This is a genomic window from Micromonospora sp. NPDC051543 (assembly GCF_044454415.1).
In the GTDB taxonomy this organism is placed as follows: domain Bacteria; phylum Actinomycetota; class Actinomycetes; order Mycobacteriales; family Micromonosporaceae; genus Micromonospora.
Window position 1 is genome coordinate 108,171 of record NZ_JBITDT010000002.1, and the last position, 20,113, is coordinate 128,283.

General features: G+C 72.5%; 17 protein-coding genes and 1 pseudogene. 13 read left to right on the forward strand and 5 right to left on the reverse strand.

The window, feature by feature from the left end:
• Nucleotides 1-7: 7 nt before the first annotated feature.
• A complete protein-coding gene (locus tag ACIA3K_RS03540; RefSeq protein WP_396798983.1) occupies nt 8-1,453 on the reverse strand; it encodes an RICIN domain-containing protein in 1,446 nt (481 codons plus the stop codon).
• A gap of 119 nt (nt 1,454-1,572) precedes the next feature.
• Here ACIA3K_RS03540 and ACIA3K_RS03545 point away from each other — a divergent pair, with 119 nt between their 5' ends.
• Nucleotides 1,573-2,409 (forward strand): alpha/beta fold hydrolase, encoded by an 837-nt coding sequence (locus ACIA3K_RS03545; protein WP_396798984.1) that lies wholly within the window; start codon nt 1,573-1,575, stop codon nt 2,407-2,409.
• A 13-nt stretch (nt 2,410-2,422) separates the two neighbouring features.
• On the opposite strand, the gene ACIA3K_RS03550 is transcribed toward ACIA3K_RS03545, so the two are convergent.
• Nucleotides 2,423-3,295: a class I SAM-dependent methyltransferase gene (locus ACIA3K_RS03550; protein WP_396798985.1), complete on the reverse strand. Its 873-nt coding sequence runs from the start codon at nt 3,293-3,295 to the stop codon at nt 2,423-2,425.
• 233 nt (nt 3,296-3,528) lie between these two features.
• Here ACIA3K_RS03550 and ACIA3K_RS03555 point away from each other — a divergent pair, with 233 nt between their 5' ends.
• The 4 genes from ACIA3K_RS03555 to ACIA3K_RS03570 all read left to right on the forward strand — a co-directional run bounded on the left by ACIA3K_RS03555 (nt 3,529) and on the right by ACIA3K_RS03570 (nt 7,019).
• On the forward strand, nt 3,529-4,080 hold the full coding sequence (locus ACIA3K_RS03555; RefSeq protein ID WP_396798986.1) for a DinB family protein: 552 nt from the start codon (nt 3,529-3,531) through the stop codon (nt 4,078-4,080).
• A gap of 28 nt (nt 4,081-4,108) precedes the next feature.
• A complete protein-coding gene (locus ACIA3K_RS03560) occupies nt 4,109-4,660 on the forward strand; it encodes a hypothetical protein (protein WP_396798988.1) in 552 nt (183 codons plus the stop codon).
• A 37-nt stretch (nt 4,661-4,697) separates the two neighbouring features.
• Nucleotides 4,698-5,813, forward strand: a complete 1,116-nt coding sequence (locus ACIA3K_RS03565; protein WP_396798989.1) for an HAD-IA family hydrolase — start codon at nt 4,698-4,700, stop codon at nt 5,811-5,813.
• Between the two features lie 63 nt (nt 5,814-5,876).
• Entirely contained in the window at nt 5,877-7,019 is a 1,143-nt protein-coding gene (locus ACIA3K_RS03570; protein ID WP_357132596.1) for a polysaccharide pyruvyl transferase family protein, read from the forward strand.
• 7 nt (nt 7,020-7,026) lie between these two features.
• Here ACIA3K_RS03570 and ACIA3K_RS03575 read toward each other — a convergent pair whose 3' ends face one another.
• Entirely contained in the window at nt 7,027-7,233 is a 207-nt protein-coding gene (locus ACIA3K_RS03575; RefSeq protein ID WP_355051431.1) for a hypothetical protein, read from the reverse strand.
• Nucleotides 7,234-7,315: 82 nt separating this feature from the next.
• On the opposite strand from ACIA3K_RS03575, the gene ACIA3K_RS03580 reads away from it, so the two are divergent.
• The 3 genes and pseudogenes from ACIA3K_RS03580 to ACIA3K_RS03590 all read left to right on the forward strand — a co-directional run bounded on the left by ACIA3K_RS03580 (nt 7,316) and on the right by ACIA3K_RS03590 (nt 12,011).
• On the forward strand, nt 7,316-7,837 hold the full coding sequence (locus tag ACIA3K_RS03580; RefSeq protein ID WP_396798991.1) for a DinB family protein: 522 nt from the start codon (nt 7,316-7,318) through the stop codon (nt 7,835-7,837).
• 689 nt (nt 7,838-8,526) lie between these two features.
• A pseudogene (locus tag ACIA3K_RS03585) lies at nt 8,527-11,127 on the forward strand (DEAD/DEAH box helicase); the annotation flags it as partial.
• Entirely contained in the window at nt 11,124-12,011 is an 888-nt protein-coding gene (locus ACIA3K_RS03590) for an SWIM zinc finger family protein (protein ID WP_396798992.1), read from the forward strand. The pseudogene ACIA3K_RS03585 and the gene ACIA3K_RS03590, both read left to right, overlap by 4 nt.
• Before the next feature lie 4 nt (nt 12,012-12,015).
• Here ACIA3K_RS03590 and ACIA3K_RS03595 read toward each other — a convergent pair whose 3' ends face one another.
• Nucleotides 12,016-12,273 (reverse strand): DUF3040 domain-containing protein, encoded by a 258-nt coding sequence (locus tag ACIA3K_RS03595; RefSeq protein WP_396798995.1) that lies wholly within the window; start codon nt 12,271-12,273, stop codon nt 12,016-12,018.
• A 430-nt stretch (nt 12,274-12,703) separates the two neighbouring features.
• On the opposite strand from ACIA3K_RS03595, the gene ACIA3K_RS03600 reads away from it, so the two are divergent.
• From ACIA3K_RS03600 to ACIA3K_RS03620, 5 genes are read left to right on the forward strand one after another with little or no spacing between them, the layout of a single operon-like run.
• Nucleotides 12,704-14,827 carry a DUF1800 domain-containing protein gene (locus ACIA3K_RS03600; RefSeq protein ID WP_396798996.1) on the forward strand — a complete coding sequence of 708 codons (2,124 nt, stop codon included), beginning with the start codon at nt 12,704-12,706 and terminating at the stop codon, nt 14,825-14,827.
• An 8-nt stretch (nt 14,828-14,835) separates the two neighbouring features.
• Nucleotides 14,836-16,218, forward strand: a complete 1,383-nt coding sequence (locus ACIA3K_RS03605; protein ID WP_396798998.1) for a DUF1501 domain-containing protein — start codon at nt 14,836-14,838, stop codon at nt 16,216-16,218.
• Complete coding sequence (locus tag ACIA3K_RS03610; RefSeq protein WP_396799000.1) at nt 16,215-17,633, forward strand: ferric reductase-like transmembrane domain-containing protein; 1,419 nt, start codon at nt 16,215-16,217, stop codon at nt 17,631-17,633. Before ACIA3K_RS03605 ends, ACIA3K_RS03610 begins: the two co-directional genes overlap by 4 nt.
• An 11-nt stretch (nt 17,634-17,644) precedes the next feature.
• Entirely contained in the window at nt 17,645-18,247 is a 603-nt protein-coding gene (locus ACIA3K_RS03615) for an FMN-binding protein (RefSeq protein WP_396799001.1), read from the forward strand.
• A 49-nt stretch (nt 18,248-18,296) separates the two neighbouring features.
• The gene (locus tag ACIA3K_RS03620) at nt 18,297-19,019 is read left to right on the forward strand and encodes an FAD:protein FMN transferase (protein ID WP_396799358.1); all 723 of its coding nucleotides are present in this window, start codon (nt 18,297-18,299) and stop codon (nt 19,017-19,019) included.
• 373 nt (nt 19,020-19,392) lie between these two features.
• Here ACIA3K_RS03620 and ACIA3K_RS03625 read toward each other — a convergent pair whose 3' ends face one another.
• The gene (locus tag ACIA3K_RS03625; RefSeq protein ID WP_355051440.1) at nt 19,393-20,064 is read right to left on the reverse strand and encodes a bifunctional DNA primase/polymerase; all 672 of its coding nucleotides are present in this window, start codon (nt 20,062-20,064) and stop codon (nt 19,393-19,395) included.
• Nucleotides 20,065-20,113 lie beyond the last annotated feature (49 nt).

The following is a 20,113-nucleotide window of genomic DNA, read 5'->3' on the forward strand; positions in this document are numbered from 1 at the left end:
GGCGACGTCAGGACTGGGTACGGGTCCACTGCTGATTGGCGCCGGTTCCGCAGGTGTACTGGGTGATGTCGGTGCCATCTGCCGTGCCGCTGCTCACCACGTCCAGGCACTTGCCGCTGTGTCGGGCGCGAAGCTGGTAGTAGCTGCCGGTGGCGACCCACTGCCACTGCTGGTTGGTGCCGGTGCCACAGGTGTACTGGACGATGTTGGCGCTGTTGGCGGTGGAGGCGTTGGCGACGTCGAGGCATTTGCCGCTGTTCTGGTTGACGATCCGGAAGTAGCCGCTACCGGCGTCGCTGAATTCCCACTTCTGGTTCGCGCCCCCGTTCCAGGACCACTGTTTGACTTCGGCGTTGTCGGTGACGGCGTGGTCCATCACGTCGACCACCTTGCCGCTGTTGCGGTTGGTGATGCGGTAGGAGAGCGGCGCCTCCCCGGTGACGGTGCCCGCGGCGGCGTCGATGGTGATGGTGGGATACCAGGTCAGGCTCATGGTCGTGGCGGTGGGGAAGGCGATCGGCAACCACACGTACTGGGAGTCGTTGACCGGCCCGCCCCAGGCGCCGGCCCAGCGGTCGCCGAGGTAGAGGTAGCTCGTCGTCGACGTGCCCTGGATGGGGAGCACGAAGGCCGACTGCGAGCGGAAGGTGGTCGAGTCCCCGACGTTGGTCATGCCGCTCCACGGACCGGAGATGCTGGACGCCGTGGCGTACCGGGCCTGGTTCGGGCTCCAACCGGTCAGGCCCGAGGTGAGCAGGAAGTAGGTGCTACCGCGCTTGAACAGAGCCGGTGCCTCACGGTTGCCGTCGTTCCAGAAGTTGCCGACCAGCGTGGCCGGAGTGAGGTAGTCGGCGCTGAGGCGGTAGGTGAGCAGGTCACGGTTCTCGTCGCCGGCGGAGATCATGTAGGCGGTTCCGCCGTCGTTGTAGAGCGTGATGTCCCGTGACATGTTGCCCAGCGGCCGGAAGCTGCCGTGGTAGGTGTAGGTGCCGTCGATGGTGGCCGAGGAGGCGACGGCGGCCCTGGCCTCGCCGTAGTCGGAGCCGTTCTCCTTGTGCATCCACATCACGTACCGGTTGGTGGCGGCGTTGTAGATGACCTTCGGCCGCTCGATGTTTGCCGACTGCAGTTCCGCCGCCGACGACTGGGTCAGCACGTTGTTGCGGAACTCCCAGTCACGCAGGTTGGTGGAGCGGTAGACGGAGACCGCCCGGAACGTGTTGTTGGCGTTGCGGTTCTCACCGAACCAGTAGTAGTAGTCGCCGACCTTGAGCACTCCACCGCCGTGGGCGTGCAGCAGGTTGCCGGCGGTGTCGGTGAACTGCGTGCCGTTGGGGATCGTGACCGGCGCGGCCTGGGCCGGGGCGGCGGCCAGGGTGGTGACCGCGACGATCGCCGTTCCGACCAGGGTGAGCGCCGCCACCAGGGATGGAAGCAGTCTGTTGGGTCTCACTACGTTCGTCCTTCCGTGGGCGGGGGCGACCGTCCGAACCGATTCGCTCATCAATGTACATCGATTCATGACGGCGTAGGTCGAGGGCGATCGCCGGTGGCGTGGTGCAGGATGCAGCGGTGACGTCCATCTACCGCACCCCGGCGGGCAGGGACACCATCCGCCGGTGGTGTGAGCAGCAGTTCACCGGGTGGTCGACCTCGCACGAGCGACGCGTCATCCAGGCCCACGGCCACGACACGCACCTCCTCACCACCGGCGCGGGCCCGGTGACGGTCGTCTTCGTCGCCGGTGACCGCTTCAGCGCGGCCGCCTACCTGCCGCTGCTCACGGCCCTGACCCGTCAGTACCGGGTGGTCGCCGCCGACATCCCGGGCCAGCCCGGGCTGAGTTCCGGCGCGGCGGACGTCGCCGGTGGCGGGCTCACCTGGTACGGCAGATGGCTTGCCGAGGTCGTCGAGGAGGCCACCAGCGGGCCGGTCGTGACGTTCGGGCACTCGTTCGGTGGCGCGGTGGCGCTCGCCGCCGAGCATCCCCGGGTCAGCGGCACGGTCGCGGTGGCACCGGGCGGACTGTGCCGGCTCAAGGTCACCCCACGTGTCCTGCTGGCGTTCCTGGGCTGGCTCGCGCGGCCCCGGACGGCGTCGAGCCTCCGGTTGCTGCGCCTGCTGTCCGCGCCCGGCCGCACGCCGCGCGCCGAACTGGTGGAGTGGATGACGCTCGTCGCCCGACACTCCCGTCCGGTGAGTACCGGTGATCTCGTGCCGGCGGCGGCACGGGTGCCGGTCGTGGTCGCGAGCGGCGACCACGACGTGTTCCTGCCCCCGGACCGGCTGCGCGCGGCGGCGGAACAGCGGCTTCATGCCGGCGTCGACATCGTCCCCGCCGCCGGCCACCTCGTCACCGACGAACACCCCGACACGCTCGCCGCGCTGGTGGCTCGGCTGGTCGACTGACCCGGGACGGGCGTTACGCGCGATCGGCGACCATCACCCGGCTGTGTGCCAGGGACGTGGTCCTACGGATCGGCATGGACAGCTCTCGCGCCGTCTCGAGCAGGTCGTGGTCGCCGGTGACCGTGAAGCCGTGCCGGGTGAGCAACGCGGCCATGGCGGCCGGTGTCCAGGTCGAACGCCACGGCTCGGTCGCCCAGAAGCTGCGCCGGCCGGTGGACGCCATCAGCACCCGTGCGACGAGCCGACCCAGCGTCAGCGTCGTTCCGGGTAGCTGGAAGTTGACGACGAGGCGGCTCGTCGGGGCCGAGCAGGCGGCGAGCGCGGCGACCGTCGTGGACACCTCCGTCGTGGTCAGGTACGGCACGACGCCCTCCCAGATCCACGTCGTCGGCTCGTCGGGGCGATGCCCCGCGGCTGCCAACGCCTCGGCAAGCAGGTCACGGCCGAAGTCCACCGCCACGAACGTCGGGGGAGTGCCGGCCAGTTCCTCGGCGCGTTCGCGTTTGTCGCGTTGGCTGCTCGGCTGGTCGACCTCGAAGACCGTCCTGCCCGCGAGTTCCGGCATCCGCCAGGCCCGACCATCCAGCCCGGCCCCGAGGATCACCACCTGCGGGCTCGGGTGGGCGCGTACGGAGTCGTCGATCGCCACCGTGCGGGGCACGATCATCTCGGCGCAGGCCCGTACCGTCTCGTAGTCGACCCGGTGCCGCCACGACTGGGGCGCGGCATCGTCGCGTACCCAATCGACCGCCTCTCGCTCGGCGGCGCGGAGCAGGCGCATGGCCGTCGGGTCGGCGAAACGGCCGGGAGCGACCAGGCCGTCCGCCGCCGCGCGACCCTGGCAGACGAGCACCGCCGTACGGCTCGCGGCTGGCGTCTTCGACATCGCTCGGGCTCCCGTCCGCGTCGGCTTCGCGTGCGGACCGTACCGCCGCGCGGAGCTATTTGACCGCACCCGATAGCCTTCGCGGCTATGGGCGCGATCAAACCATGGCACCTTGTGGTCCTCAGCCTCTGCTGTCTGCTTCCGTTCACGGCGGCAGTCGCCGGCGGAGTCTGGGCCGTACTCCGCAAGCGCAACCGACGCTGAGCCCGGTCGGCTGGTTAATGTCGATGTCCATGACCAACCCGGACGAGCACGGTCACCCCGAGCCGCCGATCGCGGGCGACGAGACCGCCACCCTGCTCGGCTCCCTCGACCGGCAGCGTGCCACCCTGGCCTGGAAGACCGGCGGGCTCGACGCGGCCGGTCTGCGGGCGACGCTCGGCCCGTCGTCGATCACCCTGGGCGGGCTGCTCAAGCACCTGGCCCTGGTCGAGGACCTCTACTTCTCGTTCAAGTTGGCCGGGCGTTCACCGGGACCGCCGTGGGAGACGATCGACTGGGACGCCAACCCGGGCTGGGAGTGGCGTTCGGCCGCCGAGGACACCCCGGAACAGCTCTACACGCTGTGGCGGGAGGCCGTGGCGCGGTCCCGGGCCACCGTGGCAGAGTTGCTGGCCGACGGCGGCCCGGAGCAGTTGGCCCGGGGCGAGTGGCCCGACGGTCGGGTGCCCAGCCTGCGGCGGGTCCTGGTCGATCTCATCGAGGAGTACGCGCGGCACGCCGGGCACGCCGACCTGATCCGCGAGTCGGTGGACGGGCTCACCGGCGAGGACCCGCCCCGCTGAGCGCCGGGCGTACCGCCAGAATGGGCGCGTGCAGGACACCGTCGCCATCGCGCTGATCACGTCACTGTCCACGCTGACCGCCGCCGCCCTGACCGGGCTGATCGCCGCCCGCAGCACCCGCCGGCAGCTCGCCCACCAGCTCACCGTCGCCCGCGAGCAGAGCGCCGACCGGGCGGTGGCTCGGCGCGAGGAGCTGCGGCGCGACGCGTACGTCGGGTTCCTCGGCGCCTGCGACGCGGCGTACCGGCGGCTGGACCGGCGGTGGGTCGAGCCGGGCGCGGACGCGGACACGCCCGGTTACGACGAGACGTACGCGGCGATGCGCGCCGTCGACGAGGCGTACAACCTGGTGTTGCTCCAGGGCCCGGCGGACGTCGCGGCGGCGGGCCGGTCGGTGGTGGTCAGCCTGACGACGGAGTACGCCGAGCAGCGCCGGCTCGCCGCCGAGCCGGGCGACGCGGCGGCGGCGGCGCTGCGCGACCGGCACCGGGAGCGGTGGCTCGCGGCTATCGAGGTACGCACGGACCGCCGCGTCGCGTTCGTCGACGTCGCGCGTCCCGCCGTCGACCGCGAGGGCTGACCGCGTGCCGCCTATGCTCGGGCGGGGAGGTGGTCAGGTGGATCTGTCCGGCATCGGCGCGGTGCTCTTCGACATGGACGGCACGCTGGTGGACTCCGACGCCGCCGTCGAGCGGGCCTGGGAGCGGTGGGCGTCCGAGTACGCCGTCGAACCGGCGGCGGCCCTCGCGATCGCGCACGGCCGACCCGCCGACCAGACGATCCGTCGCCTCCTTCCCGCGCTCGACGACGCGGCGGTCGCCGTGGCGGCGGCACGGCAGTTGGCGTTGCAGTACGACGACCTGTCCGACGTGACCGCCACCCCGGGCGCCCACGAGCTGCTGTCGACGTTGGCCCGGTCGGGGTTGCCCTGGGCGGTGGTGACCAGCGCCGACGTGCGATTGGCCGAGGCCCGGCTCGGTGCCGCCGGCATCGTGCCACCGGTGTTGGTGACGGTCCAGGACGTCCGCGAGGGCAAGCCGGCACCGGAGGGCTACCTTCGCGCCGCCGGGCTGCTCGACGTGCCACCGGCGCGCTGCCTGGTCGTCGAGGACGCCGAGGTCGGGTTGCGGGCCGGGCGCGCGGCCGGCGCGGTGACCGCCGCGCTGAAGGGGCTCGACGGCGACGTACGCCTGAACGACCTGGGGCAGTTGGCCCGCCGGTTCGAGGCGGAGACCGAGAAGAAGGAGGCCGCGGTGGAGTTGACCCTGACGCCGATGACCGAGCCGGACCTGGCCCGGTTGCGGGAACCCCTGGTGGTCGGGTACGCCGAGGATCTCGTCGCGCACCGTGGCCTGACCCCGGAGGCGGCCCGGGAGCGGTCGGACGAGCAGCTCCGGGAGCTGCTGCCGGCGGGCGCGGCCACCGAGCGGGCGCTGTTGCGGGTGGGGCGGGTCGACGACACCGAGGTCGGCTGGATCTGGGTGGGCCTGCCGGCGAGCGCCGACACCCGACAGGCGTGGATCTACAACATCGAGGTACATCCGGCGCACCGGGGACGCGGTCACGCACGACGAATGATCCAGCTCATCGAGGCCGAACTGGCCGAACTGGGCGTACCCGAGCTGGGGTTGAACGTCTTCGGCACGAACACCGTGGCGATCGGCCTCTACCGGAGCCTGGGCTTCGAGGTCAGGGCGCAGCAGATGGCGAAGCGGATCGACCCACCGAGCTGAACCGGGACTGTTCACCTGCCCAGCGGGAAACCCGCGCGGACCGCACCTGGGGAGGAGCGACGGATGACGCACGGCGCCGGACTGACCATCGGTGTGCTCGGCTCGTACGGTGGCCGGAACCTCGGCGACGAGGCGATCCTCACCGGCCTGCTCACCGATCTGCGCACGCAGGAGCCGAACGCCCGGATCATCGTCTTTTCCCGCCACCCGGAGCACACCCGGGCCGCGCACCCGGACGTCGAGGCGGTGCCGTGGGAGGGCGTCAGCCGTACCGACTCGGCGTTGGTGCTGGCCCAGCTCGACCTGCTGATCCTGGGCGGCGGCGGGATCCTGTACGACCGGGAGGCCCGCCGCTACCTGCGGGTCGTCCGGGTCGCCCAGGAACGCGGCCTGCCGCTGATCACGTACGCGGTGGGGGTCGGACCGCTCAGCGACGCGGTCGACACCGGCATGGTCCGCGAGACGTTGGCCGGCGCCACCCAGGTGACCGTCCGGGACCAGGAGTCCCGGATGGTCCTGGAGGAGGCCGGACTGCTCAACCCGATCACGGTCACCGCCGACCCGGCGTTCCTGTTGCAGCCGGCCGACTTCCCCGCGCACCTGCTCAGCGAGGAGGGGGTGCCGGTCGGCAAGAGGCTGGTCGGGATCAGCGTCCGGGAGCCGGGACGGGCCGCCGAACGCCTCGACGTCGACGGCTACCACCGGCTGCTGGCCCAGATCGGTGACTTCCTGGTGCACCGCATCGACGCGTACGTGCTGTTCGTGCCGATGGAACGCGACGACATCCGGCACTCGCACGGGGTGCTGTCGCACATGGTCGCCGCGGATCGGGGGCGGATCCTGCACGGCACCTACTCGCCGGAGCAGGTGCTCGGGCTGATGCGCCACTTCGACCTGGCCGTCGGCATGCGGCTGCATTTCCTGATCTTCGCGGCGATGGTGGGTACGCCGTTCCTGCCGCTGCCGTACGCCGGAAAGGTCTTCGACCTGGCCCAACGGCTCGGTGTGCCGGCGCTGCGGGGCGTGGAACGGGAGGTGGAGGGGCCGCTGCTGGCCGAGGTCGACCGTCTGTGGGACGAACGCGAGCAGCGCGCCGAGGCCACCGCCCGTCGGGTCGCCGAGGTCTGTGAGCAGGCCCGGGGCACCTCCGAGGTCACCCGTGGCGTGCTGGACCAGCTGCGCAGCCAAACCCTCACCCGGGCCTGACCGACGCTCACACCGCCGGGCCGGTCCAGCGGTAGCGCCACTCGCGGGCCTCCTCGCGGGCGGATTCCAACTCGTAGATCTGCGCCTCGGCCAGCCCACCGGACCCGAGGTGGTGGTGGGTGAGCGGCGGGCGGCCGTTGGTGTCCAGCTCGACGGTCACGGTCTGCCCGTCCGCCGCGCCGCCGACGAGAAGAATCTGCACGGATGAAGCCATGCGCCCATCCTGCCCGTCGTGCGGCCACCTCGCAGCGGGATGCGGGGCAGCGCGAAGCCTGCCGCGTGGTTAGTGTCGGCGGATGGCAGAGCAGACCATCGATCCGACGCTCGGCCCGGTGCTCGCCCGCGTCGGCGACGAGCGCGCCGTCCTGGAATCGTTCCTCGACTTCCACCGCGCGATGGTGGTGCGCAAGGTGCGGGGTCTGGCCGACGACGAGGGCGCCCGCAGGCTGGTGCCCTCCGCGACCACGCTCGCCGGGCTGGTCAAGCACCTGACCCTGGTCGAGCGGAACTGGTTCCCGGTGCTGCTGGCCCCCGAGCCCGGCGACGTCTACCTCCGCTCCGAGGAGGACGCGGTGGCGAGCTTCACCCTCGACGAGCGGGACACGGTCGACGGGCTCGTCGAGGCGTACGAGCGGGCCTGTGACCGGTCCCGCGCGGTCGTCGCGCGTTTCGACCTCGACCACGTGGTGCCGCACCCGCAGCTCGGTGAGGTGTCGGTGCGCTGGATCCTGGTCCACCTCATCGAGGAGACCGCCCGGCACGCCGGCCACGCCGACATCCTGCGCGAACTGACCGACGGGTCCACCGGCGCGGTCTGAGCTCGGCCTTTCGACTCGTCGATCTTGCACTTTCTGTCCCGACACAAGGGGCATTACCACGCATGTCGGCGACACAAAGTGCAAGATCGGCGCGAGCTTTCCGCGCGGGGCCGCCTATCCTGGGCGCGGGCGGCGACGAGGGGGAGTACGTGCTGGTCATCCACGGGCTGTGGCTGCCCGGCTCCGGGCTCGCCGTGTGGGCCGAGGACAGCGCCGCGCCGGTACCCGTCGCACGCTCCGGCCGCCCTCCCCGGGAGCGCCCGCACCCGTTCGCCGCCGGGCACGCCGACCTGGTCGCGGCCCTCGCCGACGCCGCCGCGCCGGCCCGCCCGGCCACCGCGCTGCTCACCCTGCCCACCCGGGCGGGCACGCCGACCGACTCGCCCGAGCTGATCCGGACCACCGTCGCACCCCCGGCCCGCGGCCGGCTCGCCCTCGCCGCGTGGCGGGTGCCCACCCTGGTGTACGCCCCAGACGACGCCCTGCCCCTGCTCCGCGCCCTGGACGACCTGCCCGTGGTGTGCGGGGCGACCCTGCGGCACCTCGGCGAGCTGGCCGACTTCGCCGCCGACCTGGTGGCCCGGGGCCGCGTCCTGCCCGGCGTCAGCACCCCGATCGACACGACCACCCCGGCTGTTGCCGCCGCCCTGGCCCGCTCGGTCGACGAGCGGGCCGCCCCGGCGGTCACCTGGGCGGTCTGGCGTCCGCTGCTGACCGGCACCGACGCCGGCTGGGCCCGCTCGCTGGCGCTGGCCCTACCGCCGGCCGCCCGCGCCGCCGCCGTCGACACCGAGGGCGGCGGCGAGCTGACCGCCGCCGAGTTGGTGGCGGACGCGCTCGATGGGCTCACCGATGCCGCCGCCCGGGCCGCTCTCGCGAACACCACGCTGGCCCGGGGAGTGCGCCCGGCTGGGCCCGCGCCGGCCTGGCTGGCCGCGCTGGCCGGGCCCCGCCGCGACTTTGCCGTCGACGAGGCGGCGCTGGACGTGCTGCGTACCGAGCTGGACGACTGGCAGCGCGACGCGGCCGGCGGGGCCGTGCGGGCCAGCTTCCGACTGGTCGAGCCGGCCCCCGACGAGGTCACCGAACCGATCCTGGCCACCCGCCCGTCCGGCGACAGCACGCCCGTCACCTCGACCGAGACCGCGCGGTGGCGGTTGGAGTTCGGGTTGCAGGCCGCCGACGAGCCGGGCCTGCACGTCGACGCCGCCGAGGTCTGGCGGGCGCACCCGACCGGCCGTACGGGCAGCCCGCAGGAGACCCTGCTGGCCGAGTTGGGCCGGGCCAGCCGACTCTGGCCCGACCTCGACGCCGCGCTGCGCACGGCCGCCCCCGAGGCGATGGAGTTGGACGTCGAGGGCGCGCACCGGTTCCTCAGCGAAGGCGCGCCGGTGCTGCACGCCGCCGGCTTCGGGGTGCTGCTGCCCTCGTGGTGGCAGCGCCCGTCGGCGCGGCTCGGCGCTCGGCTGCGCGCCCGCAGCCGTACCGCGCCCGGCACGGTCGCCGGCACCGAGGCCGGCGTCGGGTTGGACGCGCTCGTCGACTACCGCTGGGAGATCGCGCTGGGCGACCAGCCGCTGTCGGCCGAGGAGCTGGCGGCGCTGACCGAGCTGAAGACCCCGCTGGTCCGGCTGCGCGGCCGGTGGGTGGAGCTGGACCCGGGACGGCTCGCCGCCGGTCTGCGGCTGCTCCGCTCGGCCGGCGAGCTGACCGTCGCCGACCTGCTGCGCCTGGGGCTCACCGACGGCGAGGACACCGGGGCGCTGCCGGTGCTGGAGGTGAGCGCCGACGGCGCGCTGGGCGACCTGCTGGCCGGGGCGGTCGAACACCGGCTCACCCCGCTCGATCCGCCGCCGGGATTCGCCGGGACGCTGCGGCCGTACCAGCAGCGGGGGTTGGCCTGGCTGGCCTTCCTGCGGTCGCTGGGGCTCGGCGGGGTGCTGGCCGACGACATGGGGCTGGGCAAGACCGTCCAGCTGCTCGCGCTGCTCGCCGGAGACCCGCCGGACGCCGGACCGACGCTGCTGGTCTGTCCGATGTCGCTGGTCGGCAACTGGCAGCGGGAGGCGGCGAAGTTCACGCCGGGGCTGCGGGTGCACGTACACCATGGCGCGGAGCGCGCGCGGGGGGCGGAGTTCACGACGGCCGCGCACGGCGCGGACCTGGTCCTCACCACCTACTCGGTGGCCGCCCGCGACGCCGTCGATCTGGCCGGCATCGACTGGCACCGGGTGGTGGTGGACGAGGCGCAGGCAATCAAGAACGCCTCCACCCGGCAGGCCGAGGCGGTCCGCGCGCTGCCCGCCCGGCAGCGGGTGGCGGTGACGGGTACGCCGGTGGAGAACCGGCTCGCCGACCTCTGGTCGATCATGCAGTTCGCCAATCCGGGGCTGCTCGGCCCGGCCGCGACGTTCCGCAAGCGGTTCGCCGAGCCGATCGAGCGCAACGGCGACGCCGAGGCCGCCGAGCGGCTGCGCCGGATCACCGGTCCGTTCGTGCTGCGTCGGCTCAAGACCGACTCGTCGATCATCTCGGACCTGCCGGAGAAGCTGGAGATGGAGGTGGTCTGCAACCTCACCGCCGAGCAGGCGGCCCTCTACCAGGTGGTGGTCGACGACATGCTCGCCCGGATCGAGACCAGCGACGGCATCGAGCGACGCGGGCTGGTGCTGGCCACCATGACCCGACTCAAGCAGGTCTGCAACCATCCGGCCCAGTTGCTGCGCGACGGCTCCCCGCTGGACGGGCGCTCGGGCAAGCTGGCCCGGCTCACCGAGATCCTGGAGGAGGTGCTGGCGGCGGGGGAGCGGGCGCTGCTGTTCACCCAGTACGCCGAGTTCGGGGCGATGCTGCGCGGTCACCTGTCGGCGCGGTTCGGCCGGGAGGTGCTGTTCCTGCACGGTGGGCTCGGCAAGGCCGAGCGGGACGCCCTGGTGCAGCGCTTCCAGTCGGCCGACGGTCCACCGCTGTTCGTGCTGTCCCTCAAGGCGGGCGGCACCGGCCTCACCCTGACCGCCGCCAACCACGTGGTGCACGTGGACCGGTGGTGGAACCCGGCGGTGGAGGACCAGGCGACCGACCGGGCCTTCCGGATCGGGCAGCGGCGACGCGTGCAGGTCCGCAAGTTCGTGTGTGCGGGCACCGTCGAGGAGAAGGTGGCCGCGCTGATCGCCGACAAGCGCAGCCTCGCCCAGCGGGTGGTCGGCACCGGCGAGCAGTGGATCACCGAGCTGTCCACGGGTCAGCTCCGGGACCTGTTCGCCCTGGAGGCCGGGGCGGTGGTCGAGTGAGCGACTTTTCTGACTACGGCCGCCCCCGCAAGGTCGACGGAGGGCTGAAGGCGCGCAGCACCCGGGGCGCGATCGGACGGTCCTGGTGGTCCCGGCGCTTCCTGGAGGTGCTGGAGTCGTTCGCGCTCGGCACCCGGCTGACCCGGGGCCGGTCGTACGCGCGGGCCGGTCAGGTGCTCCGGCTCGACGTCACGCCCGGCCGGGTCACCGCCCAGGTGCAGGGCTCCCGGCCCCGCCCGTACGAGGTCTCCATCGCGCTGGCGGCGTTCCCAGAGGCGCTCTGGTCCCGGATCGAGGACGAGCTGGCCGGTCAGGCGTTCTTCAGCGCCCGCCTGCTCGCCGGGGACCTGCCCGACGAGTTGGAGGAGCTGTTCGCCGCGGCGGGCGCCCCGCTCTTTCCCGCCGCCGTCGACGAGCTGACGCAGCGCTGCAACTGCCCCGACTTCGCGGTGCCGTGCAAGCACCTGGCGGCCGCGTTCTACCTGCTCGCCGAGGCGTTCGACGCGGACCCGTTCGAGCTGCTGCACTGGCGTGGCCGATCCCGGGCGGACCTGCTGGACCGGCTGCGCGCCCGCCGCGCCGAGGCGACCGGCGCACCGGCGTCACCCGCGCCGGCCTCCATCGTGGACCCGGGCCCGTCGGCGGTCGACGTGCTGCCACCGGCCGGCGCGTCCCGGGCGCTCGCCGGGCTGGCCGGCACGCCCGTCGCGGAGGCGGTGGACCGGTTCTGGACGGCGCCCGTGCCGCTGCCCGACCGGCCACCCCGACTGGCGACCGGGCCGGACCTCCTGCTGCGCCAGCTCGGTCCGCCGGCGCCCGCGATCGGTGGGCCGGGTCTGCTGGAGCGGCTGCGCCGCGCGTACCGGGCCTTCGGCCCGGGGTGAGCCGTCACGTCCAGCGGCGGCGGAACCGCCACATGATTGCCGCGTTGGCGACCAGCACCACCGCGCAGATCGCGCCGGCCAGCCGGCCGGCGAAAACGGCCATCGCCGGGAGCGACGCCCACAGCACGATGGTCAACAACATCAGATAACGGGCCCGGCGGGCCCGGACCCGATGGTCGAGCCGGGCGAAGAACGCCGGGTCGCTCTCCCGGAGCTGACGGGTGATCTGGTCGAACCTGCGCTGATCCTCTTTGCTGAGCATGGCGCTGCCTTCCCCTCACGCGTTCAGCGGTTCGGCGGCATACCCGCTGCGACGGCGGCTCACGCTCCTGCTCCTCGTACTTTTCCCCAGCGTGAGAGCACCTCACGTCCGGCTTATCCGAACCTTAAGTTTGTCTGTGGTGGTGAACAGCGGTGAACGTGGCGCGTACGGCCGCGTGGTCCGATCCGTACCCGGCTGGCGCGCGTCCGCCCTGCTGGGAAGGTTGGAAACCGCCCGCGCCGACCCGTCGACCTTGAATGCCGTGGTGAGGGCTGTCTTAAGTGCCCTCACGGGCGTGTTCGGCCCACCTTGAAGGCACCTGAGCGCTTGGTTACCTTGCCGTAGCAACCCCCTCAGGCAACAGTCGCCGCACCTGCCGCACCTGCCCGGTCGCAGCTTTCCGGCGCTCATCAGAAATCGGGATTGGTACATGGCCGACCAGAATGTGCCACCACGTCGACCGCGGGACGACCGCGGCTGGGACGGACGCCAGCACCACACCTCGGACACGTACGGCGACCCCACCGCGTCCGCGTCGTACGGATACGACTCGCCCCACCCCTACCAGGGCGGCTACCCGGCGCAGGGCGACCCGCGCGAGCAGTACGTCGACGGGTACGCGTACAACGGGCAGCCCGCCCCCGCCCCGCGTGGGCCGCAGTGGGTCGGCCCGGAGGGCCTCGGCCGTCCCGCCCCGTCCGGCCCGGCCGGCGCCGGACTGCCCACTCTGGACGACGACCGCGAGCCGGGCCGCAAGGTCGGCCGGCGTAAGGCCATGGCCGCGCTCGGTGGCACCGCCGCCGTCGTGGCCGGTGGCGCGGCGCTCGCCATGACCCCGCAGTTCCGTGACCTCTTCGGTGACGAGGCGGCGGCCGACGCGACCGGCAGCACGGTGACCGACGGGACCGCGGCACGCCCCAGCGGCCAGCAGCCCAGCACGGTGCGTACCTACACCGAGCAGAACGAGAGCTACATGGGCTCGCGCGCCGGTGAGGCGCTGAAGAAGAACGCGCCCTCCGGTGGCCGTACCTTCTCCGGCCCGGCCGCGGCCGCCGCGGCGACCGAGGTGACCGTCAAGACGGTGCTCGCCAAGGACCCGATCCTGCACCTGGCCCGGCGGGCCACCTTCGGGGCGACGCCCGGCGTCGTCGCCGACATCAAGAAGCAGGGCATCGACGCGTGGATCCGCACGCAGCTCGACCCGGACAAGATCGAGCCGAGCAAGGCCGAGCTGAAGCTCGCCGAGCTGCCCACCCAGTCGCTCTCCGTGCAGCAGCTGCGTGACCAGCGGGACAAGCTCAACGACCAGGGCGCCCAGCCGGAGCGGGAAGTGGTCGACGCCACCCTGGCCCGGCAGATCTGGTCGAAGCGTCAGCTCTTCGAGGTGATGGTCGACTTCTGGAACGACTTCCTGCACGTCGCCGCCGACTTCGACGGTGGCGAGGTCTACCGGACCTCGTTCGACAAGGACGTCGTGCGCAAGCACGCGCTGGGCAGCTACCCCGAGATGCTGGTCGCGGCGAACAAGCACCCCGCGCTGCTGATCTACCTGAACCAGAAAGACTCCCGCAAGGACGCCATCAACGAGAACCTCGCCCGGGAAAACCTCGAGCTGTACTCGGTCGGCGTCGACGGCGGCTACAAGGAGGGTGACGTCCGGCAGGCCGCCATGCTCCAGACCGGCCGTGCCGTCGACGACAAGGGCCAGTACGTCCTGCGCGTCAACCAGCACTACATGGGCAAGGTGAAGATCCTCGGCTTCACCCACGCCAACACGTTCAGCATCAAGGACGTCAACAACCCGACGGCCAAGGAGATCGCCGCCGTCGACGCGGCGATCGACAAGTACATCACCTACATCGCGCTGCACCCCTCGACCGCGAAGTACGTGGCGCAGAGCCTGGCGACCCGGTTCGTCTCGGACACCCCGCCGAAGTCCCTCGTGGACCGGCTGGCCAAGACGTACAGCAGCAACAACGGCATGATCAAGCCGGTGCTGATGACGCTGTTCAGCTCGTCGGAGTTCTGGGCGGCCGTGGGTCAGAAGGTCCGCCGGCCCATGGAGTACCTGGTCGCCACGTACCGCACGCTGGGCGTCTCGCCCGAGGCGTCGGCGAAGAACGACAACGGCGACAACAAGCGCACCCCGTTCGCCCGGGGCCTGCGGCAGATCCACGACAAGCTGCGCGAGCTGGGCCAGTACCCGATGGGTCAGCCCACCCCGGACGGCTACCCCGACGTCTACGTCGCGTGGACCTCGGCGGGCACGATGGTCAACGGCTGGAACGAGGCCGGCGAGATCGTGGCCGGTTACCGCACGGTCTTCACGTACACCACGCCGGACAAGCTGGTCAAGGCGCCGGCCACCGCCGGGGCGTACGTGGACGCGCTGTCCCTGCGGCTCGTGGGCCAGAAGCTGAGCACCCGGGAGAAGAACCTGATCCTCGGCGTTGCCGGTGTGGCGGCGACCGCCAAGGTCGACGCCACGTTCAACGGGGCCATCACCGCCGTCGCGCGGGCGATCCTCGCTTCCCCCCAGCACCACCTCCGGTGAGGCACCCGATGGAGAAGACTGTGTACAACTCTTTCCCCCTGCACCCCGAATGCCCCGACGTGCGACGGCTGGCCGACAACCCGGCCGAGGCGCTGCTGCGCGCCGAGGCCGACCTCGTGGCCGCCGAGAACGCGGCCGAGGCCGACCGCTACCGCCGCCTGGAGGACCTGGAGGAGGCCCAGCAGGACGGGCGCGGCGTCACCCGACGGACGTTCGTCGCCGGTGCCGCGGCCACCGCCACCGCGCTGGCCACCGCCCAGTTCGTCACCACCTCGGCGTCGTTCGCGGCCACCAAGACCGGCACGCTGATCCACGTCTTCCTCTACGGCGGTCTCGACGGGCTGAGCCTCGTCGCGCCGGACGGCGACGCGGTCCTCGCCAAGGCCCGGCCCGACCTGCTGCTCGGCAACGACTCGCTGGCCCTGAGCCGTGGCTTCAAGCTGACCAGCGCGTTCAAGCCGCTGGAGAGCTTCCTCAAGGCCGGTCAGCTCGGCTTCATCCCGGCGGTCTCCGACGAGCGGCTGTCCCGCAGCCACTTCCAGGCCGCCGACGCCTGCAACCTGGGCGGCCTGCCCAACGAGACCGGCGGTCGGGGCTGGCTCGACGGACTGGTCGACAACCTCGGCAAGGGCACCGCGTTCCGCAGCGTCGGCATCGGCAGCACGCTGCCCCGCTCGCTGGTCGGCAACAACGGCGCGCTCTCGCTGAACAGCGTCGGCTCGCTGCGCCTCAACGGCGACGACAAGTTCCGGGCCGCCACCGAGAAGGCCATCAAGGGGCTCTTCACCGGGATCAACCACCCGGTGGAGGAGGCCGTGCAGGAGGGCATGGGCGCGCTCGCCACCGCCCAGAAGCTCGCCGCCAAGCCGTACCAGCCCGCCACGGGCGTCAAGTACGAGGGCGTCGGCAACGCGTTCCAGCAGCTCGCCCAGCTCATCAAGGGCGGCGCCAACGTCCGGGTCGCCACCGTCGGCATGGGTGGCTACGACACCCACGAGAACCAGGGCACCCAGAGCGGTGGCCAGCTGCACCGCCGGCTGAACGAGCTGGCCAGCGCGATGGCGGCGTTCTTCACCGACCTCGGCCCGCAGGCCGCCGACGTGACGGTCATGGTGTCCAGCGAGTTCGGCCGCCGGGTCGGCTCGAACACCGGCGGCACCGACCACGGCCACGGCGGCGTGGTCACCGTCCTGTCCGGCAAGAAGCTGGCCGGTTCGCTGCTCGGCACCTGGAACGGGCTCAGCAAGTTGGACTCCGGCGACGTGCCGGAATACAACAACATGTTCAACGTCTACGGCTCCCTCGCGCAGGGCCGCTTCGGGCTCACCAACGCCGAGGTGCAGAAGGTGTTCCCGCGCATGAAGTACGCCCCCATGAAGCTGTACGCGTGACGTACCCGGGCACACACGCCGCCGGCCGCCGCACCGGGACCTCGTCCCGGCACGGCGGCCGGTCGGCTGCTCCCGTACCCCCGCAGGTCCCGGACCGGCGCGGACCCGGCGGCCGGCGCTTGCTGGCCGCGCTGCTGCTGGTCGGGCTGCTGGCCAGCGTGCTGCCGTGGTGGCTGGGCACCCCCGCCGGGTCGCTGCGCAGCACCGCCTCGACCCTCACCGCCGGCGGCCGGATCACCGGCCTGATCGCCGGTTACCTGCTGCTCGTGCAGGTGCTGATGATGAGTCGCCTGCCGGTGCTGGAGCGGTGGATCGGCGGCGAGCAGATCGGCCGCTGGCACCGCGACATCGGCGCGACGCTGCTGGTCACCGTGCTGGCGCACCTGTCGTTGATCCTCGTCGGGTACGCCGACCTGCGGAACCACTCGGTGTTCGCCGAGGTGGGCACGCTGCTCGGCAGCTACGAGGACATGCTCTCGGCCTTCGTCGCCACCGGCATCATGATGGTGGTCGGGTTCAGCAGCGTCCGGGCCATCCGGCGCGCGCTGCCCTACGAGCTGTGGCACCTGCTGCACCGGTCCAGCTATCTGGTGCTGCTGCTCGGCTACGGGCACCAGTTCAGCCACGGCGCGCAGCTCTACAAGCCGGGCCCGGTACGCACCGGCTGGATCGCGCTCTACTTGCTGGTGGTCGCCGCGCTGCTCTGGGGACGGGTGATCGCGCCACTGGCGTTCAACCTGCGCTACAAGCTGCGCGTCGCCGACGTGGTCGCCGAGAGCCCGGACACGATCTCCGTCTACCTGACGGGCGAGCGGCTGGGCCGGCTCGCGATGCTCGGCGGGCAGTACTTCCGCTGGCGTTTCCTCAGCCCCGGCTGCTGGTGGCAGTCGCACCCGTTCTCCGTCTCCGCCGCCGCGAACGGCCGCTGGCTGCGGCTCACCGTCAAGGTCGTCGGCCGGCACACCGCCGACCTGCGCGACCTCGAACCGGGTACCCGGGTGTGGGCGCAGGGCCCGTCGGGCACCTTCACCGCCGCGCACCGGGTGCGCGAACGGGCGCTGCTGATCGCCGGTGGCAGCGGCATCACGCCCATCCGGGCCATGCTCGAGGAACTACCGCCGGGCGCGGCCCTGATCTACCGGGCCCGCACCCCCGCCGACGTGCTGCTCAGCCGCGAGCTGGACTGGCTGGCCCAGGAACGCGACACGTCGATCTGGTACGTCATCGGCTCCCGCGACGACCCCGGCCCCCGCCAGCTCATGAGCCCCGACGGGCTGCGCCAACTGGTGCCCGACGTGGCCCGGCGGGACGTCTACCTGTGCGGACCGTCCGGGCTCGTCGAGCAGTCGGTGCGCGCGCTGCGCCGCGCCGGCGTACCCCGCCGGCAGATCCACCTGGCCACCTTCGAACTGTAGGAAGGCATCGCATGCGTCGCGCGTTGCTCGCGATCACCGGTCTGGCCGCCAGCACCACCGCCCTGGTGGTGCTCAAGGGCTCGCCGGGCACCACCCAGGTCGCCCAGAACCTGCCGACCGCGCAACCGGTCAACCCCAGCGGGCCGGGGGTCGAGGAGAGCGCCGCCCCGGCCGCCGACCCGTCGGGTGCGGCGCCGAAGCCGTCGGAGACCGCCGACGCGCCGGTGTCGCCCAAGCCCGGCCGCACCACCGCCAAGCCGTCCGGCACGAAGACCACCGCGAAGGCGCCGACCGCGCCGCGCACCACCACCAAGGCGCCCCAGTCGACCACCCGCCGGATCACCGGGCCGCCCGTGGACACGGCGGACGGCTACGGGACCGTGACGGTGCAGATCGTGGTCTCCGGCAACAAGATCATTGACGCCACCACGCTGGAACTGCCCAGCGGCGTCGAGTCCGACATCCACAGTGGCGACGTCCGCAGCAAGTACAACGGCACCGGTGGTGAGGTGGTGGAGAAGCAGAGCGCCAACCTCAACACCGTCTCCGGTGCCACCGCGACCAGCGACGCCTACAAGTCGTCGCTGCGGGCCGCCATCGAGCAGGCGTTCTGACGTGCCGGCCGCGATGACCCGGCCCGGGTTGTGCCGGGTCGAGCACATCATGGGTACGACGATCACCCTGGACCTCGCCGACGACCTGCCTCCGGCGCGTCTGCGGGAGCTGGCCGACGACGTCTTCGCCTGGATGCACGAAGTGGACGCCCGGTTCAGCACGTACCAGCCGAACAGCGAGGTGTGCCGGTTCGACCGGGGCGAGGTGCTGCTCTCCGAGGCGTCGGCGGACCTGCGCTTCGTGCTGGAGGCCTGCGCCGACCTGTGGGGCGTCACCGACGGGTTCTTCGACGCGTACGCCACCGGCGGGCTCGACCCGTCCGGCTTCGTGAAAGGCTGGGCGGCGCAGGTCGCCTCCGACCGGCTCCTCGCCGCCGGGGCGGCCAACCACTGCGTCAACGCCGGCGGCGACGTCCGCGTACGCGGCTTCTCGCCCACCGGTGAGCCGTGGCGCATCGGCATCCGGCACCCGTGGGACGAGATGGCGACCTGCCTGGTGCTCGCCGGCACCGACCTGGCGGTGGCCACCTCCGGCGTCTACGAGCGGGGACGGCATGTGCAGGACCCTCGCCGGGGCGCACCGGCCACCGGACTGCGCTCGGTGACCGTGGTCGGCAGCGACCTGGGTGTCGCGGACGCCTACGCCACCGCCGCCCTGGCCATGGGCGCCGCGGGAATCGGCTGGCTGGACCGGCTGACCGACCACACCTACGCGGTGGTCACCGACGACGCCCGCCAGTTCCACTCCGCCGCCCTCCCACAAACGGCCTGACCCGCCCTGCCCCCTCGCCCTGCCCCCGCGATCTTGCAGTTTCGGTTGCCGATTCGTCCCTTGTGATGGGGAATGCCGCAACACAAAGTGCAAGATCGACGAGGTTAGCGGAGGGGGCGGTGGGTGGTGGCGGGGCGGGTGCCGGTGGGGCGGGGGCGGCCGGGGCGCGAGCCGGTTGGGCGGGTGCCGGCCCAGCGGTGCCCTCGTTGGCCGCGGCGGGGCGGCTCGGTGCCGCCGGGATACGGCGACCGGTCGTGTGTGGACATCGTTCCCCCGTTCGTGGCGCGCGCGTTCGCGCGGTCACCTGCTCAACGAGGACCGGTGGCCCGGCGACGCTGTCGGTCACCGGATCGGATCCTCGGCCGGCCCCGGCTCACCTTCCCCGGCGGGGCAGCGGCAGGTGCCCGGGGAGCAGGTCGTGGGTGAGCGTCACCCCGCTGGCGCGCAGCGCCTCGATCAGGGTGTTCTGCACCAGGTACGAGTCGGGGAGCTGCCAGCGGGCCTGCTCCGGCGCGACCGCCCAGCGGACGGTCCCCTCCGGCAGCCGGGTCGGCGGCGCGGGGATCCACGAGCCCGGCCCGTGCCGGACCACGTGGAAGCAGTGCTCCAACTCGGGCCGCAGCGGGTCACCGGGACGCACCAGGAACATCCACCGGCCGGTGGGGGTGACCAGCACGGGACCGCGTACGCCGGTGCCGGCCGGGTGGGTCTGCACGGCGTCGAGCACGTGCCGGCCGAGGTGCGCCGGCACCTCCAGCACGTCGAAGGTCCGCCCGGTGGGCAGCAGCACGCCGTGTGGGCGCGTCCGCCACCAGGTGGCCACCCGGGCCGGGTCGGTGGTGGCGGCCAGCTCCCAGTTCTCCAGCGCGGGGTGGCAACCCACGGTGGGACAGCCGGCCCGACCGCACACGAACCTGCTGCGGGCGAGGCAGGCGCCGGGCGTCACCTCCCACCCGTGTACGGCGTACCGGATGGCGACCCGGCGCAGCCGCACGCGTTCCAGCGGCGACAGTTCGGCGACCCGTGGTCCGACGTTCCCCCACATGTGTGCCATCTCCTCTCGGTCGGGCCCGGCGGACGCCAGGTCGCAGTTC

What these genes read in the sequence shown, in the direction of transcription:
- ACIA3K_RS03550 (WP_396798985.1), bottom strand. Translation starts at nt 3,295, where the DNA reads ATGTCGAAGACGCCAGCCGCGAGCCGTACGGCGGTGCTCGTCTGCCAG.
- ACIA3K_RS03555 (WP_396798986.1), top strand. Translation starts at nt 3,529, where the DNA reads ATGACCAACCCGGACGAGCACGGTCACCCCGAGCCGCCGATCGCGGGC.
- ACIA3K_RS03570 (WP_357132596.1), top strand. Translation starts at nt 5,877, where the DNA reads ATGACGCACGGCGCCGGACTGACCATCGGTGTGCTCGGCTCGTACGGT.
- ACIA3K_RS03575 (WP_355051431.1), bottom strand. Translation starts at nt 7,233, where the DNA reads ATGGCTTCATCCGTGCAGATTCTTCTCGTCGGCGGCGCGGCGGACGGG.
- ACIA3K_RS03580 (WP_396798991.1), top strand. Translation starts at nt 7,316, where the DNA reads ATGGCAGAGCAGACCATCGATCCGACGCTCGGCCCGGTGCTCGCCCGC.
- ACIA3K_RS03595 (WP_396798995.1), bottom strand. Translation starts at nt 12,273, where the DNA reads ATGCTCAGCAAAGAGGATCAGCGCAGGTTCGACCAGATCACCCGTCAG.
- ACIA3K_RS03600 (WP_396798996.1), top strand. Translation starts at nt 12,704, where the DNA reads ATGGCCGACCAGAATGTGCCACCACGTCGACCGCGGGACGACCGCGGC.
- ACIA3K_RS03605 (WP_396798998.1), top strand. Translation starts at nt 14,836, where the DNA reads ATGGAGAAGACTGTGTACAACTCTTTCCCCCTGCACCCCGAATGCCCC.
- ACIA3K_RS03615 (WP_396799001.1), top strand. Translation starts at nt 17,645, where the DNA reads ATGCGTCGCGCGTTGCTCGCGATCACCGGTCTGGCCGCCAGCACCACC.
- ACIA3K_RS03620 (WP_396799358.1), top strand. Translation starts at nt 18,297, where the DNA reads ATGGGTACGACGATCACCCTGGACCTCGCCGACGACCTGCCTCCGGCG.
- ACIA3K_RS03625 (WP_355051440.1), bottom strand. Translation starts at nt 20,064, where the DNA reads ATGTGGGGGAACGTCGGACCACGGGTCGCCGAACTGTCGCCGCTGGAA.